At 59.0% G+C, this 14,182-nt stretch carries 16 protein-coding genes; all 16 read right to left on the bottom strand.

What is annotated here, in order from left to right; all coding sequences use genetic code 11:
* Positions 1 to 19 precede the first annotated feature (19 nt).
* The 16 genes from atpG to rpmH all read right to left on the bottom strand — a co-directional run bounded on the left by atpG (position 20) and on the right by rpmH (position 13,928).
* Positions 20 to 886: a F0F1 ATP synthase subunit gamma gene (atpG, locus tag CW360_RS12205; protein ID WP_093985459.1), complete on the bottom strand. Its 867-nt coding sequence runs from the start codon at positions 884 to 886 to the stop codon at positions 20 to 22.
* 50 nt (positions 887 to 936) lie between these two features.
* Positions 937 to 2,481 carry a F0F1 ATP synthase subunit alpha gene (gene atpA / locus CW360_RS12200; protein ID WP_093985460.1) on the bottom strand — a complete coding sequence of 515 codons (1,545 nt, stop codon included), beginning with the start codon at positions 2,479 to 2,481 and terminating at the stop codon, positions 937 to 939.
* A 15-nt stretch (positions 2,482 to 2,496) separates the two neighbouring features.
* On the bottom strand, positions 2,497 to 3,033 hold the full coding sequence (locus tag CW360_RS12195; RefSeq protein WP_093985461.1) for a F0F1 ATP synthase subunit delta: 537 nt from the start codon (positions 3,031 to 3,033) through the stop codon (positions 2,497 to 2,499).
* Positions 3,034 to 3,045: 12 nt separating this feature from the next.
* The gene (locus CW360_RS12190) at positions 3,046 to 3,516 is read right to left on the bottom strand and encodes a F0F1 ATP synthase subunit B (protein WP_093985462.1); all 471 of its coding nucleotides are present in this window, start codon (positions 3,514 to 3,516) and stop codon (positions 3,046 to 3,048) included.
* A gap of 96 nt (positions 3,517 to 3,612) precedes the next feature.
* Complete coding sequence (gene atpE, locus CW360_RS12185) at positions 3,613 to 3,840, bottom strand: F0F1 ATP synthase subunit C (protein ID WP_093985463.1); 228 nt, start codon at positions 3,838 to 3,840, stop codon at positions 3,613 to 3,615.
* A gap of 54 nt (positions 3,841 to 3,894) precedes the next feature.
* Positions 3,895 to 4,713: a F0F1 ATP synthase subunit A gene (gene atpB, locus CW360_RS12180; RefSeq protein ID WP_093985464.1), complete on the bottom strand. Its 819-nt coding sequence runs from the start codon at positions 4,711 to 4,713 to the stop codon at positions 3,895 to 3,897.
* 15 nt (positions 4,714 to 4,728) lie between these two features.
* Positions 4,729 to 5,127 carry a F0F1 ATP synthase subunit I gene (locus CW360_RS12175; protein WP_093985465.1) on the bottom strand — a complete coding sequence of 133 codons (399 nt, stop codon included), beginning with the start codon at positions 5,125 to 5,127 and terminating at the stop codon, positions 4,729 to 4,731.
* A gap of 137 nt (positions 5,128 to 5,264) precedes the next feature.
* Positions 5,265 to 6,134, bottom strand: a complete 870-nt coding sequence (locus CW360_RS12170) for a ParB/RepB/Spo0J family partition protein (protein WP_093985466.1) — start codon at positions 6,132 to 6,134, stop codon at positions 5,265 to 5,267.
* Positions 6,135 to 6,143: 9 nt separating this feature from the next.
* On the bottom strand, positions 6,144 to 6,932 hold the full coding sequence (locus tag CW360_RS12165) for a ParA family protein (protein ID WP_093985467.1): 789 nt from the start codon (positions 6,930 to 6,932) through the stop codon (positions 6,144 to 6,146).
* Positions 6,925 to 7,593, bottom strand: coding sequence for a 16S rRNA (guanine(527)-N(7))-methyltransferase RsmG (gene rsmG / locus CW360_RS12160; protein WP_101193887.1), 669 nt, complete (start codon positions 7,591 to 7,593; stop codon positions 6,925 to 6,927). Before rsmG ends, CW360_RS12165 begins: the two co-directional genes overlap by 8 nt.
* A complete protein-coding gene (mnmG, locus tag CW360_RS12155; protein ID WP_101193962.1) occupies positions 7,593 to 9,485 on the bottom strand; it encodes a tRNA uridine-5-carboxymethylaminomethyl(34) synthesis enzyme MnmG in 1,893 nt (630 codons plus the stop codon). The genes rsmG and mnmG overlap by 1 nt, the downstream gene beginning before the upstream one ends.
* Before the next feature lie 553 nt (positions 9,486 to 10,038).
* The gene (gene mnmE, locus CW360_RS12150; RefSeq protein WP_101193886.1) at positions 10,039 to 11,406 is read right to left on the bottom strand and encodes a tRNA uridine-5-carboxymethylaminomethyl(34) synthesis GTPase MnmE; all 1,368 of its coding nucleotides are present in this window, start codon (positions 11,404 to 11,406) and stop codon (positions 10,039 to 10,041) included.
* A gap of 72 nt (positions 11,407 to 11,478) precedes the next feature.
* The gene (gene yidC / locus CW360_RS12145; protein ID WP_101193885.1) at positions 11,479 to 13,146 is read right to left on the bottom strand and encodes a membrane protein insertase YidC; all 1,668 of its coding nucleotides are present in this window, start codon (positions 13,144 to 13,146) and stop codon (positions 11,479 to 11,481) included.
* Positions 13,147 to 13,148: 2 nt separating this feature from the next.
* Complete coding sequence (gene yidD, locus CW360_RS12140; protein WP_093985471.1) at positions 13,149 to 13,394, bottom strand: membrane protein insertion efficiency factor YidD; 246 nt, start codon at positions 13,392 to 13,394, stop codon at positions 13,149 to 13,151.
* On the bottom strand, positions 13,387 to 13,779 hold the full coding sequence (gene rnpA / locus CW360_RS12135; protein ID WP_101193884.1) for a ribonuclease P protein component: 393 nt from the start codon (positions 13,777 to 13,779) through the stop codon (positions 13,387 to 13,389). Before rnpA ends, yidD begins: the two co-directional genes overlap by 8 nt.
* A gap of 14 nt (positions 13,780 to 13,793) precedes the next feature.
* Complete coding sequence (rpmH, locus tag CW360_RS12130) at positions 13,794 to 13,928, bottom strand: 50S ribosomal protein L34 (protein ID WP_003246698.1); 135 nt, start codon at positions 13,926 to 13,928, stop codon at positions 13,794 to 13,796.
* Between the last annotated feature and the right edge of the window lie 254 nt (positions 13,929 to 14,182).

The following is a 14,182-nucleotide window of genomic DNA, read 5'->3' as shown; positions in this document are numbered from 1 at the left end:
CTGAATATTTGAACCGTTCTTAAACCGCGGCAGCGCCGCCGACGATTTCCGAAATTTCCTGGGTGATCGCCGCCTGACGGGCCTTGTTGTAGACCAGTTGCAGGTCGCTGATGAGCTCACCGGCGTTGTCGGTGGCGTTCTTCATCGCGATCATCCGTGCGGCCTGCTCGGCTGCACAGTTCTCTACCACGCCCTGATACACCTGGGACTCGATGAAACGAACCAGCAGAGCATCCAGCAGTTGCTGGGCATCCGGCTCGTACAGGTAGTCCCACTTGCCCTTGCGTGCGTCCGCTTCTTCCTCGTTGGAGGCCAGCGGCAGCAGCTGATCGAGGGTCGGCTTCTGGGTCATGGTGTTGATGAACTTGTTCGACACCAGGTACAGACGATCCAAACGTCCTTCGTTGAAGGCATCCAGCATCACCTTGACGCTGCCGATCAGGTCATTGATCGACGGCTCTTCACCGATGTTGCCGACTGCCGCCACGACGTTACCGCCGTAGCTACGGAAGAAGCTGGCACCCTTGTTACCGATCACGCACAGGTCGGCTTCAACGCCGCTGTCGTGCCACTCTTTCATGTTCTTGATCAGGGCTTTGAACAGGTTGATGTTCAAGCCACCGCATAGACCACGATCCGAGGAGACGACGATGTAACCCACGCGCTTGACCGGGCGATCGACCATGTATGCATGGCGGTATTCCGGGTTGGCATTGGACAGATGGCCAATTACCTGACGGATCCGCTCAGCATAGGGGCGGCTGGCAGCCATGCGCTGTTGGGCCTTGCGCATCTTGCTGACCGCCACTTTTTCCATGGCGCTGGTGATCTTCTGCGTGCTTTTGATGCTCGCAATCTTGCTGCGAATCTCTTTTGCGCCTGCCATTTGACACCTATCGGGTTAGCAGGCGGGAGCCTTGCGGCTCCCGCTGCGGCTTACCAGGATTGGGTGGCCTTGAACGACTCGATACCGGCCTTGATGCCTGCATCGATTTCGTCGTTGAAGTCGCCCTTCTCGTTGATCTTGGCCATCAGGTCGGCCTTCTCACGGTTGAAGTAAGCGATCAACGCCTGTTCAAAGGCGCCCACCTTGGCCACTTCCACGTCGGTCAGGAAGCCACGCTCGGCGGCATACAGGGACACGGACATGTCGGCGATGGACATCGGCGCATACTGCTTCTGCTTCATCAGCTCGGTAACGCGCTGACCATGCTCCAGCTGCTTACGGGTGGCTTCGTCCAGGTCAGAAGCAAACTGGGCGAAAGCCGCCAGTTCACGGTACTGAGCCAGGGCGGTACGGATGCCACCGGAGAGCTTCTTGATGATCTTGGTCTGCGCTGCACCACCCACACGGGATACCGAGATACCGGCGTTGACGGCCGGACGGATACCCGAGTTGAACATGGCCGATTCCAGGAAGATCTGACCGTCGGTGATCGAAATCACGTTGGTCGGAACGAACGCGGAAACGTCACCCGCCTGGGTTTCGATGATCGGCAGAGCGGTCAGAGAACCGGTCTTGCCCTTCACGGCGCCATTGGTGAACTTCTCGACATACTCTTCGGAAACGCGGGAAGCGCGCTCCAGCAGACGGCTGTGGAGATAGAACACGTCGCCCGGGTAGGCTTCACGGCCCGGCGGACGGCGCAGCAGCAGGGAGATCTGGCGATAGGCCACAGCCTGCTTGGACAGGTCGTCATAGACGATCAGGGCGTCTTCACCGCGATCACGGAAGTATTCGCCCATGGTGCAACCCGAGTAGGGTGCGAGGAACTGCAGGGCAGCGGATTCGGAAGCCGAAGCAGCGACCACGATGGTGTTGGCCAGCGCGCCGTGTTCTTCCAGCTTGCGTACCACGTTGGCAATGGTCGACTGCTTCTGACCAATGGCAACGTAGACACACTTAATGCCGCTGTTCTTCTGGTTGATGATGGCGTCGACGGCCAGAGCGGTCTTACCGATCTGACGGTCACCGATGATCAGCTCACGCTGGCCACGGCCGACCGGGATCATGGCGTCAACCGACTTGTAGCCGGTCTGTACCGGCTGGTCGACCGACTTACGCCAGATCACACCCGGTGCCACTTTCTCGACCGCGTCGCTGGCTTGAGCATTGATCGGGCCTTTGCCATCGATCGGGTTGCCCAGCGCATCGACTACGCGACCCAGCAGTTCCGGACCTACCGGAACTTCCAGGATGCGGCCGGTGCACTTGGCGCTCATGCCTTCGGTCAGGCTCAGGTAGTTACCCAGAACCACGGCACCGACGGAGTCTTGCTCCAGGTTCAGCGCCATACCGTAGACGCCGCCAGGGAATTCGATCATCTCGCCGTACATCACATCGGCCAGGCCGTAGATGCGGACGATACCGTCGGAAACGCTGACGATGGTGCCCTCGTTACGGGCCTGGGCAGACACATCCGATTTCTCGATGCGCTGCTTGATAATTTCACTAATCTCGGAAGGATTCAGTTGCTGCATGCCATGACCCTCAAATCAGGATTTCAACGATTCGGCCAACTGGCTCAGTTTGCCGCGGACCGAACCGTCGACAACCACGTCGCCGGCGCGGATTACCACACCACCGATCAGCGCAGGATTGACTACCTGCTGGAGGTTGACGGTGCGATCTAGCCGCTTGGAAAGGGCGGCAGCCAAGGTATTCAGTTGCTCGGTGCCGAGCTCAAAGGCAGTTTCAACCTGCGCTTCAAGGGTTTTCTCGGCGTCAGCCTTGAGCTCTTCATAGAGCTCCCGCACGGTCGGCAGGACATCCAGGCGATCATTCTCGCCCATGGTCAGGACAAAATTGCGGAAGGCTTCGTCGATGTCGCTGCCAAACAGGCGAACCACGCTCTGTACCTTGCTTTCGCTGGTCAGGCGCGGATCTTTCAGCAACGCTTCGACTTCCGGAACTTCGACGGCCACAGCCGCCAGGTTGAGCATGGCAGACCAGGCATCAGCCTTGCCTGCAGCCCTGGCAAACTCGAAAGCGGCTTTCGCGTAAGGCCGAGCAAGCGTCTGGGTATTGATCATCGCTTGCCTCGCTTAGAGTTGGGAGGCCAGTTTTTCGACCAGATCGTTATGTACCTTGGCGTCCACCTGGGACTCCAGAATCTTCTCGGCACCCAGCACAGCCAGAGCGGCTACCTGGGCACGAAGCTGATCCTTGGCACGATTCACTTCCTGTTCGATTTCAGCGCGAGCCGCATTGACCAGTCGCTCGCCTTCGGCGCGCGCCTGCTGCTTGGCTTCCTCGACGATTGCGCTGGCGTGCTTGTTCGCCTGCTCGAGGATTTGAGTAGCCTGCTCCTTGGTCTCACGGAGGGTGTTGGTCACCTTTTCCTGAGCCAGTTTCAGGTCTTGCTGCGCGCGGCCTGCGGCATCCAGACCCTCGGCAATTTTCTTCTGGCGCTCCTGCATGGCCTTGGTAATGGGCGGCCATACGAACTTCATGCAGAACCAGACGAAAATAGCGAAGGCGAACGTCTGACCGAACAGCGTCAAGTTAATGTTCACAGCGATTTACCTCGTGCTATCTCGTTCGACGCGGTTGTCAATTTCACGGCGACGGGGCTCGTCGCGAGACGAACCCCGTGCATAACCAGAAAATGCTTAGGCAGCGACAACGAAGATGAGGTACATCGCGATACCAACACCGATCATCGGTACGGCGTCGAGCAGACCGGCCATCAGGAAGGTCTTGGTTTGCAGCTGGGGAGCCAGCTCCGGCTGACGGGCGGTGGATTCCAGCAGTTTGCCACCCAGCAGGGCGAAGCCAATGCCGGTGCCCAGAGCACCCAGACCGATCATGATAGCGGCGGCGATGTAGACGAGTTCCATGTAAAGCTCCTGAAGCTAAGGGTTAAGGTTTTTGGTTAAAGCGTTGCACTGGTTTCAGTGATGTTCTTCATGGGCAGAGCTGAGATACACCACCGTCAGAACCATGAAGATGAAGGCCTGCAGCGGAATCACCAGGATGTGGAAGATCGCCCAAGGCACATTCAGTGTCCACTGCACGTAGAACGGCAGCAGCGCAATCAGGATGAACACTACTTCACCGGCATACATGTTGCCGAACAGTCGCAGCGCCAGGGAAAGCGGCTTGGTCAGCAGGCCAAGGATTTCCAGGAACAGGTTGAACGGAACCAGCGACCAGTGGTTGAAGGGGGTGAAGGCCAGCTCCTTGGTGAAGCCGCCAAAACCCTTGACCTTGACGCTGTAGAACAGAATCAGGATGAACACGCCCAGCGACAGACCAAAGGTGCCGTTCGGATCGGCGGTGGGCACGATCTTGAAGTAGGGCAGGCCCATCGCCGAAGCCAGGCCGGGGATGTAGTCGACTGGGATCCACTTCAGGCTGTTCATCAGGAACACCCAGACGAAGATGGTCAGGGCTAGCGGGGCAATGACCGGGTTGCGACCGTGGAAGGTGTCCTTGACTACGCCTTCAACGAACTCGACGCACATTTCCACAAGATTCTGCAGCTTGCCCGGCACACCGGCAGTAGCACTCTTGGCCGCCATGCGGAACAGCAGGACAAAAATCAGGCCCATGAACACCGACCAACCCAAGGTGTCGATATGCAATGCCATGAAGCCCATCTGCTTCACGTCATCCGGGGTCTGGGCAATGATCCAGCCTTTCTCGGGGTGTGCACCGAAAACCAGGTTTTGCAGGTGGTGCTGGATATATTCAGCGGGAGTGTTAGCCATACAAGCCTCAAATGCTCAATGCTTCGGATTTTTATTCAGCAGTAGCAACGCACTGGCTCCCACCGCCAGTACCACCAGGTAACCGGCGAATACGGCGAGCGGCTCAAGCGGCCTGACTACCACAAACAGCAACGCAAACAACGCTGCTGCGAGAATCTGTTTTCCCATCTCGCCAGCCCACAGGGACTGGACGATGGCTTTGGCCGAGCGTGCGCCAAAGTAACGAAAGGCCTTGAACGCAAAGTACACATTGGCCAACCAGGCAATCAGGCCACCCAACAGGCCCGAGTATCCGGCTACCCAGCCCCACAGGCCGGCACACAACAATGCCAGTAGAACAGCCGCCAAAGCCTGGCATTGCAACACACGAAAAACCGGCAGTCGGTGCAGTGCTGTCTTGTTGCGTATGTTCACCGCAAGATCCTGAACCGCTGCTCAAGCAGAAAAAAATGCGCGCCGAGTATAGGGGTGCCGGCACCCCTATTCAACCGTTAGGTAGTGATTTCCGACCATCCGCTACATAGGCAGATCATGTGTAAGTGTTTCAGCCGTCAGCGAATATGCGCCAACACGCCCTGTAGCTCATCCAGGCTGCTGTAGCGAATGACCAGTTGTCCCTTACCTTTGCTGCCATGGCGGATCTGCACCGGTGAGCCGAGCTTCTCGGCCAGACGCTGTTCCAGGCGGGCAATATCCGGATCAGCCTTCTCCTGCTTGGCGCCGGGTTTGCCGTTCAGCCACTGGCGCACCAGGGCTTCGGTCTGCCGCACGGTCAGGCCACGTGCCACCACCTGGCGCGCCGCCTCACTCTGCTGTTGCGCCGGTAGCCCCAGCAGGGCACGCGCATGGCCCATCTCCAGATCACCGTGGGCGAGCAGGGTCTTGATGTCTTCCGGCAGGGCAATCAGGCGCAGCAGGTTGGTAACACTGGTACGTGACTTGCCGACGGCATCGGCCACCTGTTGCTGGGTCAGTTCGAATTCCTGTTGCAGGCGCTGCAGGGCCACCGCTTCTTCGATCGGATTAAGGTCTTCGCGCTGGATATTCTCGATCAGCGCCATGGCAATCGCCGCCTCGTCCGGCACTTCACGGACCATCGCTGGAATCGTGTCCAACCCAGCCTGCTGGCTGGCTCGCCAGCGCCGTTCACCGGCGATGATTTCATAGCGGCCCGCGGCAATCGGTCGCACCACGATCGGCTGCATGACGCCCTGGGCACGGATCGAGTTGGCCAGCTCCTCGAGCATGGCCGGATCCATATCGCGGCGTGGCTGATATTTGCCGCGCTGGATCAGCTCAAGCGGCAGGTATTGCAGTTCGCGGCTGTCTGCCTGGCTGGCCTGCTGTTCGAGAGCGGCGGGGGTTGTGCCGCCGAGCAATGCGTCCAGGCCTCGGCCAAGGCCACGTTTCTTGATCGCCATGGAAATTCCTTATGCGGTTTCGCGACGGGCGGCGTTGCGCTGGCGGCGCACCAGTTCACCAGCCAGCGCCAGGTAGGCCAGGGCGCCACGCGATTGCTTGTCGTAGACCAGTGCCGGCATACCGTAGCTGGGGGCTTCAGCGAGACGTACGTTGCGCGGAATAACCGCATCGTAGAGCTTGTCGCCGAAGTGCTGCTTGAGCTGTGCAGAGACATCGTTGGTCAGGCCGATGCGCGGGTCGTACATGGTACGCAGCAAGCCTTCGATCTTCAGCGAAGGATTGAGGGCCTGGGCAATGCGCTGGATGCTGTTGACCAGGTCGGACAGGCCTTCCAGGGCGTAGTACTCGCACTGCATGGGAATGATCACCCCGTCGGCGGCAACCAGCGCGTTGACGGTGAGCATGGACAGCGCCGGTGGGCAGTCGATGAGGATGTAGTCGTAATTGTCGCGGATCGGTTTGAGTGCCTCGCGCAGGCGCTGCTCCTTGCCCGGCATATCGAGCAGCGCCACTTCCGCTGCAGTCAGGTCACGGTTGGCCGGCAACAGCTGATAACCGCCATGCTCGGAAAACTGCATGGCTTCACCGAGGCTGCATTCGCCAACCAGCACGTCGTAGATGGAACGCTCCAGGGCCTGCTTGTCGATACCGCTGCCCATGGTCGCATTGCCTTGCGGATCAAGGTCGATCAGCAACACATGACGCTTGGTGGCGACCAAAGAGGCGGCCAGATTGATGCAGGTGGTGGTCTTGCCCACGCCACCTTTCTGGTTGGCAATTGCAAATACCTTAGCCATGCGCAGCCTCTCCCTGTTCCAGGCGGCGCAGTATCAGCAGATGACGCTGGCCTTGGCAACCGGGAACCTTGAGCACCTGGCAGCTCTGCAGACGGAAGTCTGCCGGCAGGGCCTGCAGTTCATCGTCCGGCTGCACGCCCTTCATGGCCAGCCAGTGCGTTTCGGTATTTCCCAGATGGCGCGTCCAGTTGGCAAAGTCCTGCAGCGAACTGAAGGCCCGCGAACAGATGCCGCTGAACGGCTGCTCCGGCTGGAACACTTCGACGCGGCTGTGGATAACCTGCAGGTTGGACAGCTTGAGTTCCAGTTTTACCTGGGTAAGGAAGCGGGTTTTCTTGCCATTCGAGTCGAGCAGGGTGAATTGCCGCTCGGGGAACAGGATGGCCAGGGGAATCCCCGGCATGCCGCCACCACTGCCCACATCCAGCCAGTTATCCCCCAGTGCCGCGACGTAGGGCACCACGCTGAGGCTGTCGAGCAGGTGACGCGAGACCATTTCATCCGGATTGCGTACAGCCGTCAGGTTGTAGGCCTTGTTCCACTTGATCAGCAGGGCCAGGTAGGCGAGCAGCTGTTCGTGCTGCTCGGCGCTGAGTTCGACGCCCAGTGCGCAGGCACCCTGGCTCAGTTCTTCGGCATGACGGACGCTAACCAGGGACATCAGGCGCTGTGCTCCAACTGCTGACCGGCAGTGCGCTTCTTCAGGTGGATCAGCAGCAGGGAGATGGCCGCTGGGGTCACTCCGGGAATCCGTGATGCCTGGCCAAGGGTTTCCGGCCGGGTATTGCCGAGCTTGAACTGGATTTCCTTGGACAACCCGGAGATGGCCCTGTAGTCGAGGTCTTCCGGCAGACGGGTATTTTCACTGGCGCGCAGCTTGGCAATTTCATCCTGCTGACGGTCGATGTACCCCGCGTACTTGGTCTTGATCTCCACCTGTTCGGCCACCTGGTTATCCACAGGCGGTGCCTCGGTCAGCTCAGCCAGGCTGGCATAGTCAATCTCCGGACGGGCCAGCAGGTTGAGCAGGTTGTATTCATGGGCCAGGGGGGTACCGAAGCGCGCCGCGATGGCATCGCCCTGCGGCGTGCCCGGACGCACCCAGGTACTTTTCAGGCGCTGTTCTTCCTGGACGATGGCTTCACGCTTGGCCTCGAAAGCTGCCCAGCGCACGTCATCCACCAGCCCCAGCTCGCGGCCCTTCTCGGTCAGACGCAGGTCGGCATTGTCCTCGCGGAGTATCAGCCGGTATTCGGCGCGCGAAGTGAACATACGGTACGGTTCCTGGGTACCCAGGGTGATCAGGTCGTCGACCAGTACGCCGATATAGGCCTCATCACGGCGCGGGCACCAGGCATCCTTGCCCTGAGCACGCAGCGCGGCGTTGCAGCCGGCCAACAAGCCCTGGGCACCTGCTTCTTCGTAGCCGGTGGTGCCATTGATCTGCCCGGCGAAGAACAGCCCGCCGATGACTTTGGTCTCCAGGCTGTACTTGAGATCGCGCGGATCGAAGTAGTCGTACTCGATGGCATAGCCGGGGCGCACGATATGGGCATTTTCCATACCGCGAATGCTGCGCACGATGTCCAACTGCACATCGAAGGGTAGCGAGGTGGATATGCCGTTGGGATACAGCTCATGGGTGGTCAGGCCCTCCGGTTCGAGGAATACCTGATGGCTGTCCTTGTCGGCGAAACGATGGATCTTGTCTTCGATGGATGGGCAGTAGCGCGGACCGATGCCCTCGATTACCCCCGAGTACATGGGCGAGCGATCCAGGTTACTGGCAATGATCTCATGGGTGCGCGCGTTGGTATGGGTGATCCAGCAGCTGACCTGCGGCGGATGCAACTCGCGACGTCCTAGGAAGGACATCACCGGCAAGGGCGTATCGCCTGGTTGCTCGGTCATTTGCTGAAAATCCACCGAACGCCCATCGATGCGCGGTGGCGTGCCGGTTTTCAGGCGACCGACACGTAACGGTAATTCTCGCAGGCGTTGTGCCAGGGCGATTGAGGGCGGATCGCCGGCACGTCCGCCGGAGTAGTTCTGCAAGCCGATGTGGATAAGTCCACCCAAAAAGGTACCGGTGGTCAGCACCACGTTATCGGCGAGAAAACGCAGGCCCATCTGGGTGACTACGCCACGTACCTGCTGCTGCTCGACAATCAGGTCATCCACAGCCTGTTGAAATATCCACAGATTGCTTTGGTTTTCCAACATGTCGCGAATAGCTGCCTTGTACAGCACGCGATCGGCCTGGGCGCGTGTCGCGCGCACGGCTGGGCCTTTGCGGCTGTTCAGCACACGAAACTGAATGCCGCCCTTGTCGGTAGCCAAGGCCATGGCACCGCCGAGGGCATCGATTTCCTTAACCAGGTGGCTCTTGCCAATGCCGCCGATGGCTGGGTTACAGCTCATCTGCCCGAGTGTTTCCACGTTGTGCGTCAGCAACAGGGTTTTTACCCCCATGCGCGCAGCGGCCAACGCAGCTTCGGTGCCGGCATGGCCGCCGCCGATCACGATCACCTCAAAACGGGAAGGGAAATCCACCACGCACCTCGTGCCTGTATATCCGGGGGAGAGCTTTCAATAGGAAAAGCGGGAAGGTCGGCAAGTATAGGGAGTTCACTGCAGCGAATGAAGCCTTCTGCACAAAAAATAGCCAACCTTAGGTGATGGCTAACCCGTTGTCTCGCTATACAGATTTAAAATTGAATAAGTACTTAAAGATCTTTTTTATGATTATGTATAGTCACCGATAATTCTGTGGATAACCGGCTGAAAGCCATACAAAGCAAGGCATTGCGAGACATATAAGTCTGTGTTTTGCACGGGGATCAGCTGGGTGCTAGCTGGGATTATCCTGTGTGGCAGTGGCCTTGTTATCCACAGGCCTGGTTATGCGCAGCTTTCAGGGGGGCTTATCCAGACAGCTCAGACCTGTTTACCCACAGGGTTTAATGGACCGTTTCGTGCCCTGCGTTTTGCACAAAACCGTCAGAAAAATTCAGCGACCCAAAGAAAAGGGCCTGATTGGCCCTTTGCTATGTACTCGGTCAGGCATAGCCAGTCTGTGCAGTACGCTGGCTAGCAAGCTGTACGCTTATTTGCCGATACAGAAGCTGGAGAAGATACGTCCAAGCAATTCGTCGGAACTGAAAGCACCGGTTATTTCACCGAGCGCTTGCTGAGCGACGCGCAGATCTTCGGCCAGCAGCTCACCTGCGCCCATCAGGGTTAGCTGCTGATGGCCGTGTTCCAGGCTGGTTCTGGCCCGCTGCAAGGCCTCCAGATGACGCCTGCGGGCACTGAAGCCACTCTCGGCCGTTTGCTGAAAGCCCATGCAGGCCTTCAGGTGCTCGCGCAGTAGTTCCAGCCCGTCGGCAGACTTGGCGGACAGAGCGATGCTCACATGGCCGTCGGCACAGGTTTCCAGAGCTACCGGCTCGCCGGACAGATCCGCCTTGTTGCGGATCAGCGTGACACGTGTCGGATCGGGCTGGCTGGTGAGAAACTCCGGCCACAGGGCAAAGGGATCGGCGGCCTCGGGAGCTGTGGAGTCGACTACCAGCAGCACACGGTCAGCTTCACCAATTGCCTGCAATGCACGCTCTACGCCAATCCTTTCCACCTGGTCATCGGTGTCGCGCAGGCCGGCGGTATCCACGACATGCAGCGGCATACCGTCGATGTGGATATGTTCGCGCAGTACATCCCGGGTAGTACCGGCGATATCGGTGACGATGGCGGCCTCGCGACCGGCCAGGGCATTGAGTAGGCTGGACTTGCCGGCATTCGGGCGCCCGGCGATCACCACGTTCATGCCGTCGCGCAGCAGGGCGCCCTGGCCGGCTTCTCGCAGGACGCTGGACAGGCAGTCGCGCACTTCCTGCAGCTGGCTGAGTACATGGCCATCGGCAAGAAAGTCGATTTCTTCTTCGGGAAAGTCGATAGCTGCTTCGACATAGATGCGCAGTTGGATCAATCGCTCGGTCAGCTCATGTACGCGTCGCGAAAACTCGCCCTGTAGCGAGCGCAGGGCATTGCGTGCGGCTTGTGCGGAACTGGCCTCGATCAGGTCGGCAATCGCTTCGGCCTGGGCCAGGTCGAGCTTGTCGTTGAGAAAGGCACGTTCACTGAACTCACCAGGACGCGCCAGTCGTGCGCCCAGTTGCAGGCAGCGCTGCAGCAGCATGTCGAGCACCACCGGCCCGCCGTGCCCCTGCAGCTCCAGCACGTCTTCCCCGGTAAAGGAGTGCGGGCCGGGGAAGTACAGCAGCAGGCCCTGGTCAATCTGCTGACCGTCAGCAGCCTGCCAGGGGCAATAATGTGCGTGACGTGGGCGTGGCTGCAGGCCGCTGAGCTGTTCGGCAATAGCCCCGGCCAGCGGGCCTGAGACACGGACAATACCGACCCCACCACGTCCCTGGGCAGTGGCAACGGCGGCAATGGTTTCGCGGGGCTGGGACATGACGGCCTCTGATCGGTTGCGCAGATAGCAAAACGCCCCACGAGGGGGCGTTTGTGTCAAACGGAGCGGGCTTTAGCCTTGTGCGGCGGCGCGCTCGATCTGCCGGGTAATGTACCACTGCTGGGCAATGGACAGTACGTTGTTGACCACCCAGTACAGCACCAGGCCCGCCGGGAACCACAGGAAGAAGAAGGTGAAGATGATCGGCATCAGCTTCATCACTCGGGCCTGCATGGGGTCCGGCGGCGTTGGGTTGAGTTGCTGCTGGATGAACATGGTCACGCCCATGATCAACGGCAGGATGAAGTAGGGGTCCTTGATCGCCAGGTCAGTGATCCACAGCAGCCAGGGCGCCTGGCGCATCTCTACGCTTTCCAGGAGTACCCAGTAGAGGGCGAGGAATACCGGCATCTGTACGAGGATCGGCAAGCAGCCACCCAACGGATTGATTTTTTCCTTCTTGTACAGCTCCATCATGCCTTGCGACATCTTCTGCCGGTCATCGCCGTACTTTTCCTTGAGCGCCTGCAGCTTGGGTGCTACAGCACGCATACGCGCCATCGAGCGATAACTGGCTGCCGACAGCGGGAAAAAGATCAGCTTGATGATCACGGTGAGCATGATGATCGACCAGCCCCAGTTACCCAGCAGCTTGTGGATCTGCTCAAGCAGCCAGAAGATCGGCTGAGCGATGAACCAGAGGAAGCCATAGTCGACGGTCAGCTCCAGACCCGGCGAGAGGGTTTTCAGTTCGGACTGGATTTTCGGACCGGCATAGAGGACTGCCGAGGTTTCCGCCTGGGCTCCAGCGGGTACGTTCAGGCTGGGACCAGTGAAGCCGACGATATAGTTGCCCTGGCTATCCTTGCGGGTCTGCACCACATTGTTGCTGTCGGCAGCGGGAATCCAGGCCGTGACGAAGTAGTGCTGCAACCAGGCAACCCAACCACCAGCCACTGTCTGGCGCAGCTGCTTCTCATCCATGTCGCCCATGCTGACTTTCTTGTACGGCTCGTCAGCAGTCCACAACGCAGCGCCTAGATAAGTGGCGGTACCGGTTGCGGTAGTCGAAGAAGGATCACCACTGCCATCGCGCTTGAGTTGGGCAAACATATTGCCTACCCAGGGTTGTTCGCTCTGGTTGTTGATCAGGTAGCTGACCTTGAGGTCGTACTGGCCGCGCTGCAAGGTAAAGCGTTTGGTGTAGTCAACGCCGGCTTCACTGAACTGCAGATCGACTACCAGCTGTTGCTGATCATCGGACAGCTGATAATGCTGTGTTGCCGAGTGGTATAGCGGGCGGCCGCTACTCCGCGCATCCGGGCCATTGCTGCCGGTCAGGCCACTTTGCGCCAGATAAACGCGCTCATTGCCATTGTCGAAGAGCTGGAAGGGGACATCCGGACGATCCTGGCGACGTGGGTATTGCGGCAGGGTCAGTTGAACAATGTCACCACCACGCGGATCGATGGCCAGATCCAGTACGTCGGTTTGTACGCGAATCAGCGACTGACTCTCAGCCGGAGCATCGGCGGTAGGTGCCTGAGCTTCATCCTGGCTGGCCGTCGGCACGTCATCATTGTTGCTGGCAGTCAGTTCCGGGAGCGGACTGGTGGTCGACTGGGTTGCGCTACTGGCAGCTGGCAGGGGCGCCTGACCATAGTCCTGGTTCCATTGCAGCACCAGGAGATAGGACACCACGGCCAGGCCGACGAGCAGGATAGAACGTTGAATATCCATGATTACTCGGCCATCGAAGAGGATTGAGGTTGTTCTACAGGAGGAACCGGATCATATCCACCCGGATTCCAGGGGTGGCAGCGCCCCAGGCGTCGCAAACTCAGCCAGCCGCCCTTGACTACACCATGTAGCTCGATGGCTTGCAGGGCATAACAGGAACAGGATGGATAGAAACGACAGTGACTGGCCATCAAGGGACTGATGGCGTAGCGATAAAACCGGATGGGAAGCAGGGCCAGTTTACGCATGAGTGGTCGAATCGGTCGGAGTGGCTACCTGAGCGCGATTGCGTGCCAGGCGTTTCCAGAGTTTGCCGAACTGTTCGCGCAGTTCTTCATTATCCAGATCAGCCAGCCCTTTGCGCGCAACTACCACGATATCCAAACCCGTTAGCGGAATTTGGTTGAGCCTGAAGCTCTCGCGAATCTGTCGTTTGATGCGATTGCGTTCAACGGCGAGCTTGACGCTTTTCTTGCCGACGACCAGACCCAGGCGGGGATGTTGCAGAGCATTCTCCCTGGCTAGCAGCAGAACGCTCTTGCCTGGAGCCTTGCAGGTAGGTGAGTCGAAGACTGCTTTGAACTGCTTGGGGACAAGCAGGCGCTTTTCCCGCGAGAAATCGCGACTCACCACCTCGACCGGCGAAATCAGACGGTCAGACGCTTACGGCCTTTGGCGCGACGGCGGGACAGTACGGCACGGCCGTTTTTGGTAGCCATGCGAGCACGGAAACCGTGGGTGCGGGCGCGCTTGATGGTGCTGGGTTGGAAAGTGCGTTTCATGGTCAGTTACCTGGTGGTCACTACTTGGTCAAATGGAGGCCAAGAGAGCCCCCCGTTCAAAGAGACCGGCGATTGTAGAGAAAGGCAAGGCGCAGGTCAATTTCCAACCAGTAGCTTATTCAACCGGTGCGTAGCCCCATGCGCTGTGGGCCCGTCAGCAAAGAATAATCAAAGAAGAAATTTAGAAAAGGATTAAAGCTGTGATTATGTATGAGGAGACATGAAACTGTGGATAACCCTGCGTAGCCCTCGCG

Origin of the sequence: Pseudomonas fluvialis, assembly GCF_002835605.1 — a bacterium.
GTDB lineage: Bacteria > Pseudomonadota > Gammaproteobacteria > Pseudomonadales > Pseudomonadaceae > Aquipseudomonas > Aquipseudomonas fluvialis.
The sequence above is the reverse complement of the archived record's forward strand: the minus strand, read 5'-3'. Positions and strand labels throughout refer to the sequence as shown.

What these genes read in the sequence shown, in the direction of transcription:
- atpG (WP_093985459.1), bottom strand. Translation starts at nt 886, where the DNA reads ATGGCAGGCGCAAAAGAGATTCGCAGCAAGATTGCGAGCATCAAAAGC.
- atpA (WP_093985460.1), bottom strand. Translation starts at nt 2,481, where the DNA reads ATGCAGCAACTGAATCCTTCCGAGATTAGTGAAATTATCAAGCAGCGC.
- CW360_RS12195 (WP_093985461.1), bottom strand. Translation starts at nt 3,033, where the DNA reads ATGATCAATACCCAGACGCTTGCTCGGCCTTACGCGAAAGCCGCTTTC.
- atpE (WP_093985463.1), bottom strand. Translation starts at nt 3,840, where the DNA reads ATGGAACTCGTCTACATCGCCGCCGCTATCATGATCGGTCTGGGTGCT.
- atpB (WP_093985464.1), bottom strand. Translation starts at nt 4,713, where the DNA reads ATGGCTAACACTCCCGCTGAATATATCCAGCACCACCTGCAAAACCTG.
- CW360_RS12170 (WP_093985466.1), bottom strand. Translation starts at nt 6,134, where the DNA reads ATGGCGATCAAGAAACGTGGCCTTGGCCGAGGCCTGGACGCATTGCTC.
- CW360_RS12165 (WP_093985467.1), bottom strand. Translation starts at nt 6,932, where the DNA reads ATGGCTAAGGTATTTGCAATTGCCAACCAGAAAGGTGGCGTGGGCAAG.
- rsmG (WP_101193887.1), bottom strand. Translation starts at nt 7,593, where the DNA reads ATGTCCCTGGTTAGCGTCCGTCATGCCGAAGAACTGAGCCAGGGTGCC.
- mnmE (WP_101193886.1), bottom strand. Translation starts at nt 11,406, where the DNA reads ATGTCCCAGCCCCGCGAAACCATTGCCGCCGTTGCCACTGCCCAGGGA.
- yidC (WP_101193885.1), bottom strand. Translation starts at nt 13,146, where the DNA reads ATGGATATTCAACGTTCTATCCTGCTCGTCGGCCTGGCCGTGGTGTCC.
- yidD (WP_093985471.1), bottom strand. Translation starts at nt 13,394, where the DNA reads ATGCGTAAACTGGCCCTGCTTCCCATCCGGTTTTATCGCTACGCCATC.
- rpmH (WP_003246698.1), bottom strand. Translation starts at nt 13,928, where the DNA reads ATGAAACGCACTTTCCAACCCAGCACCATCAAGCGCGCCCGCACCCAC.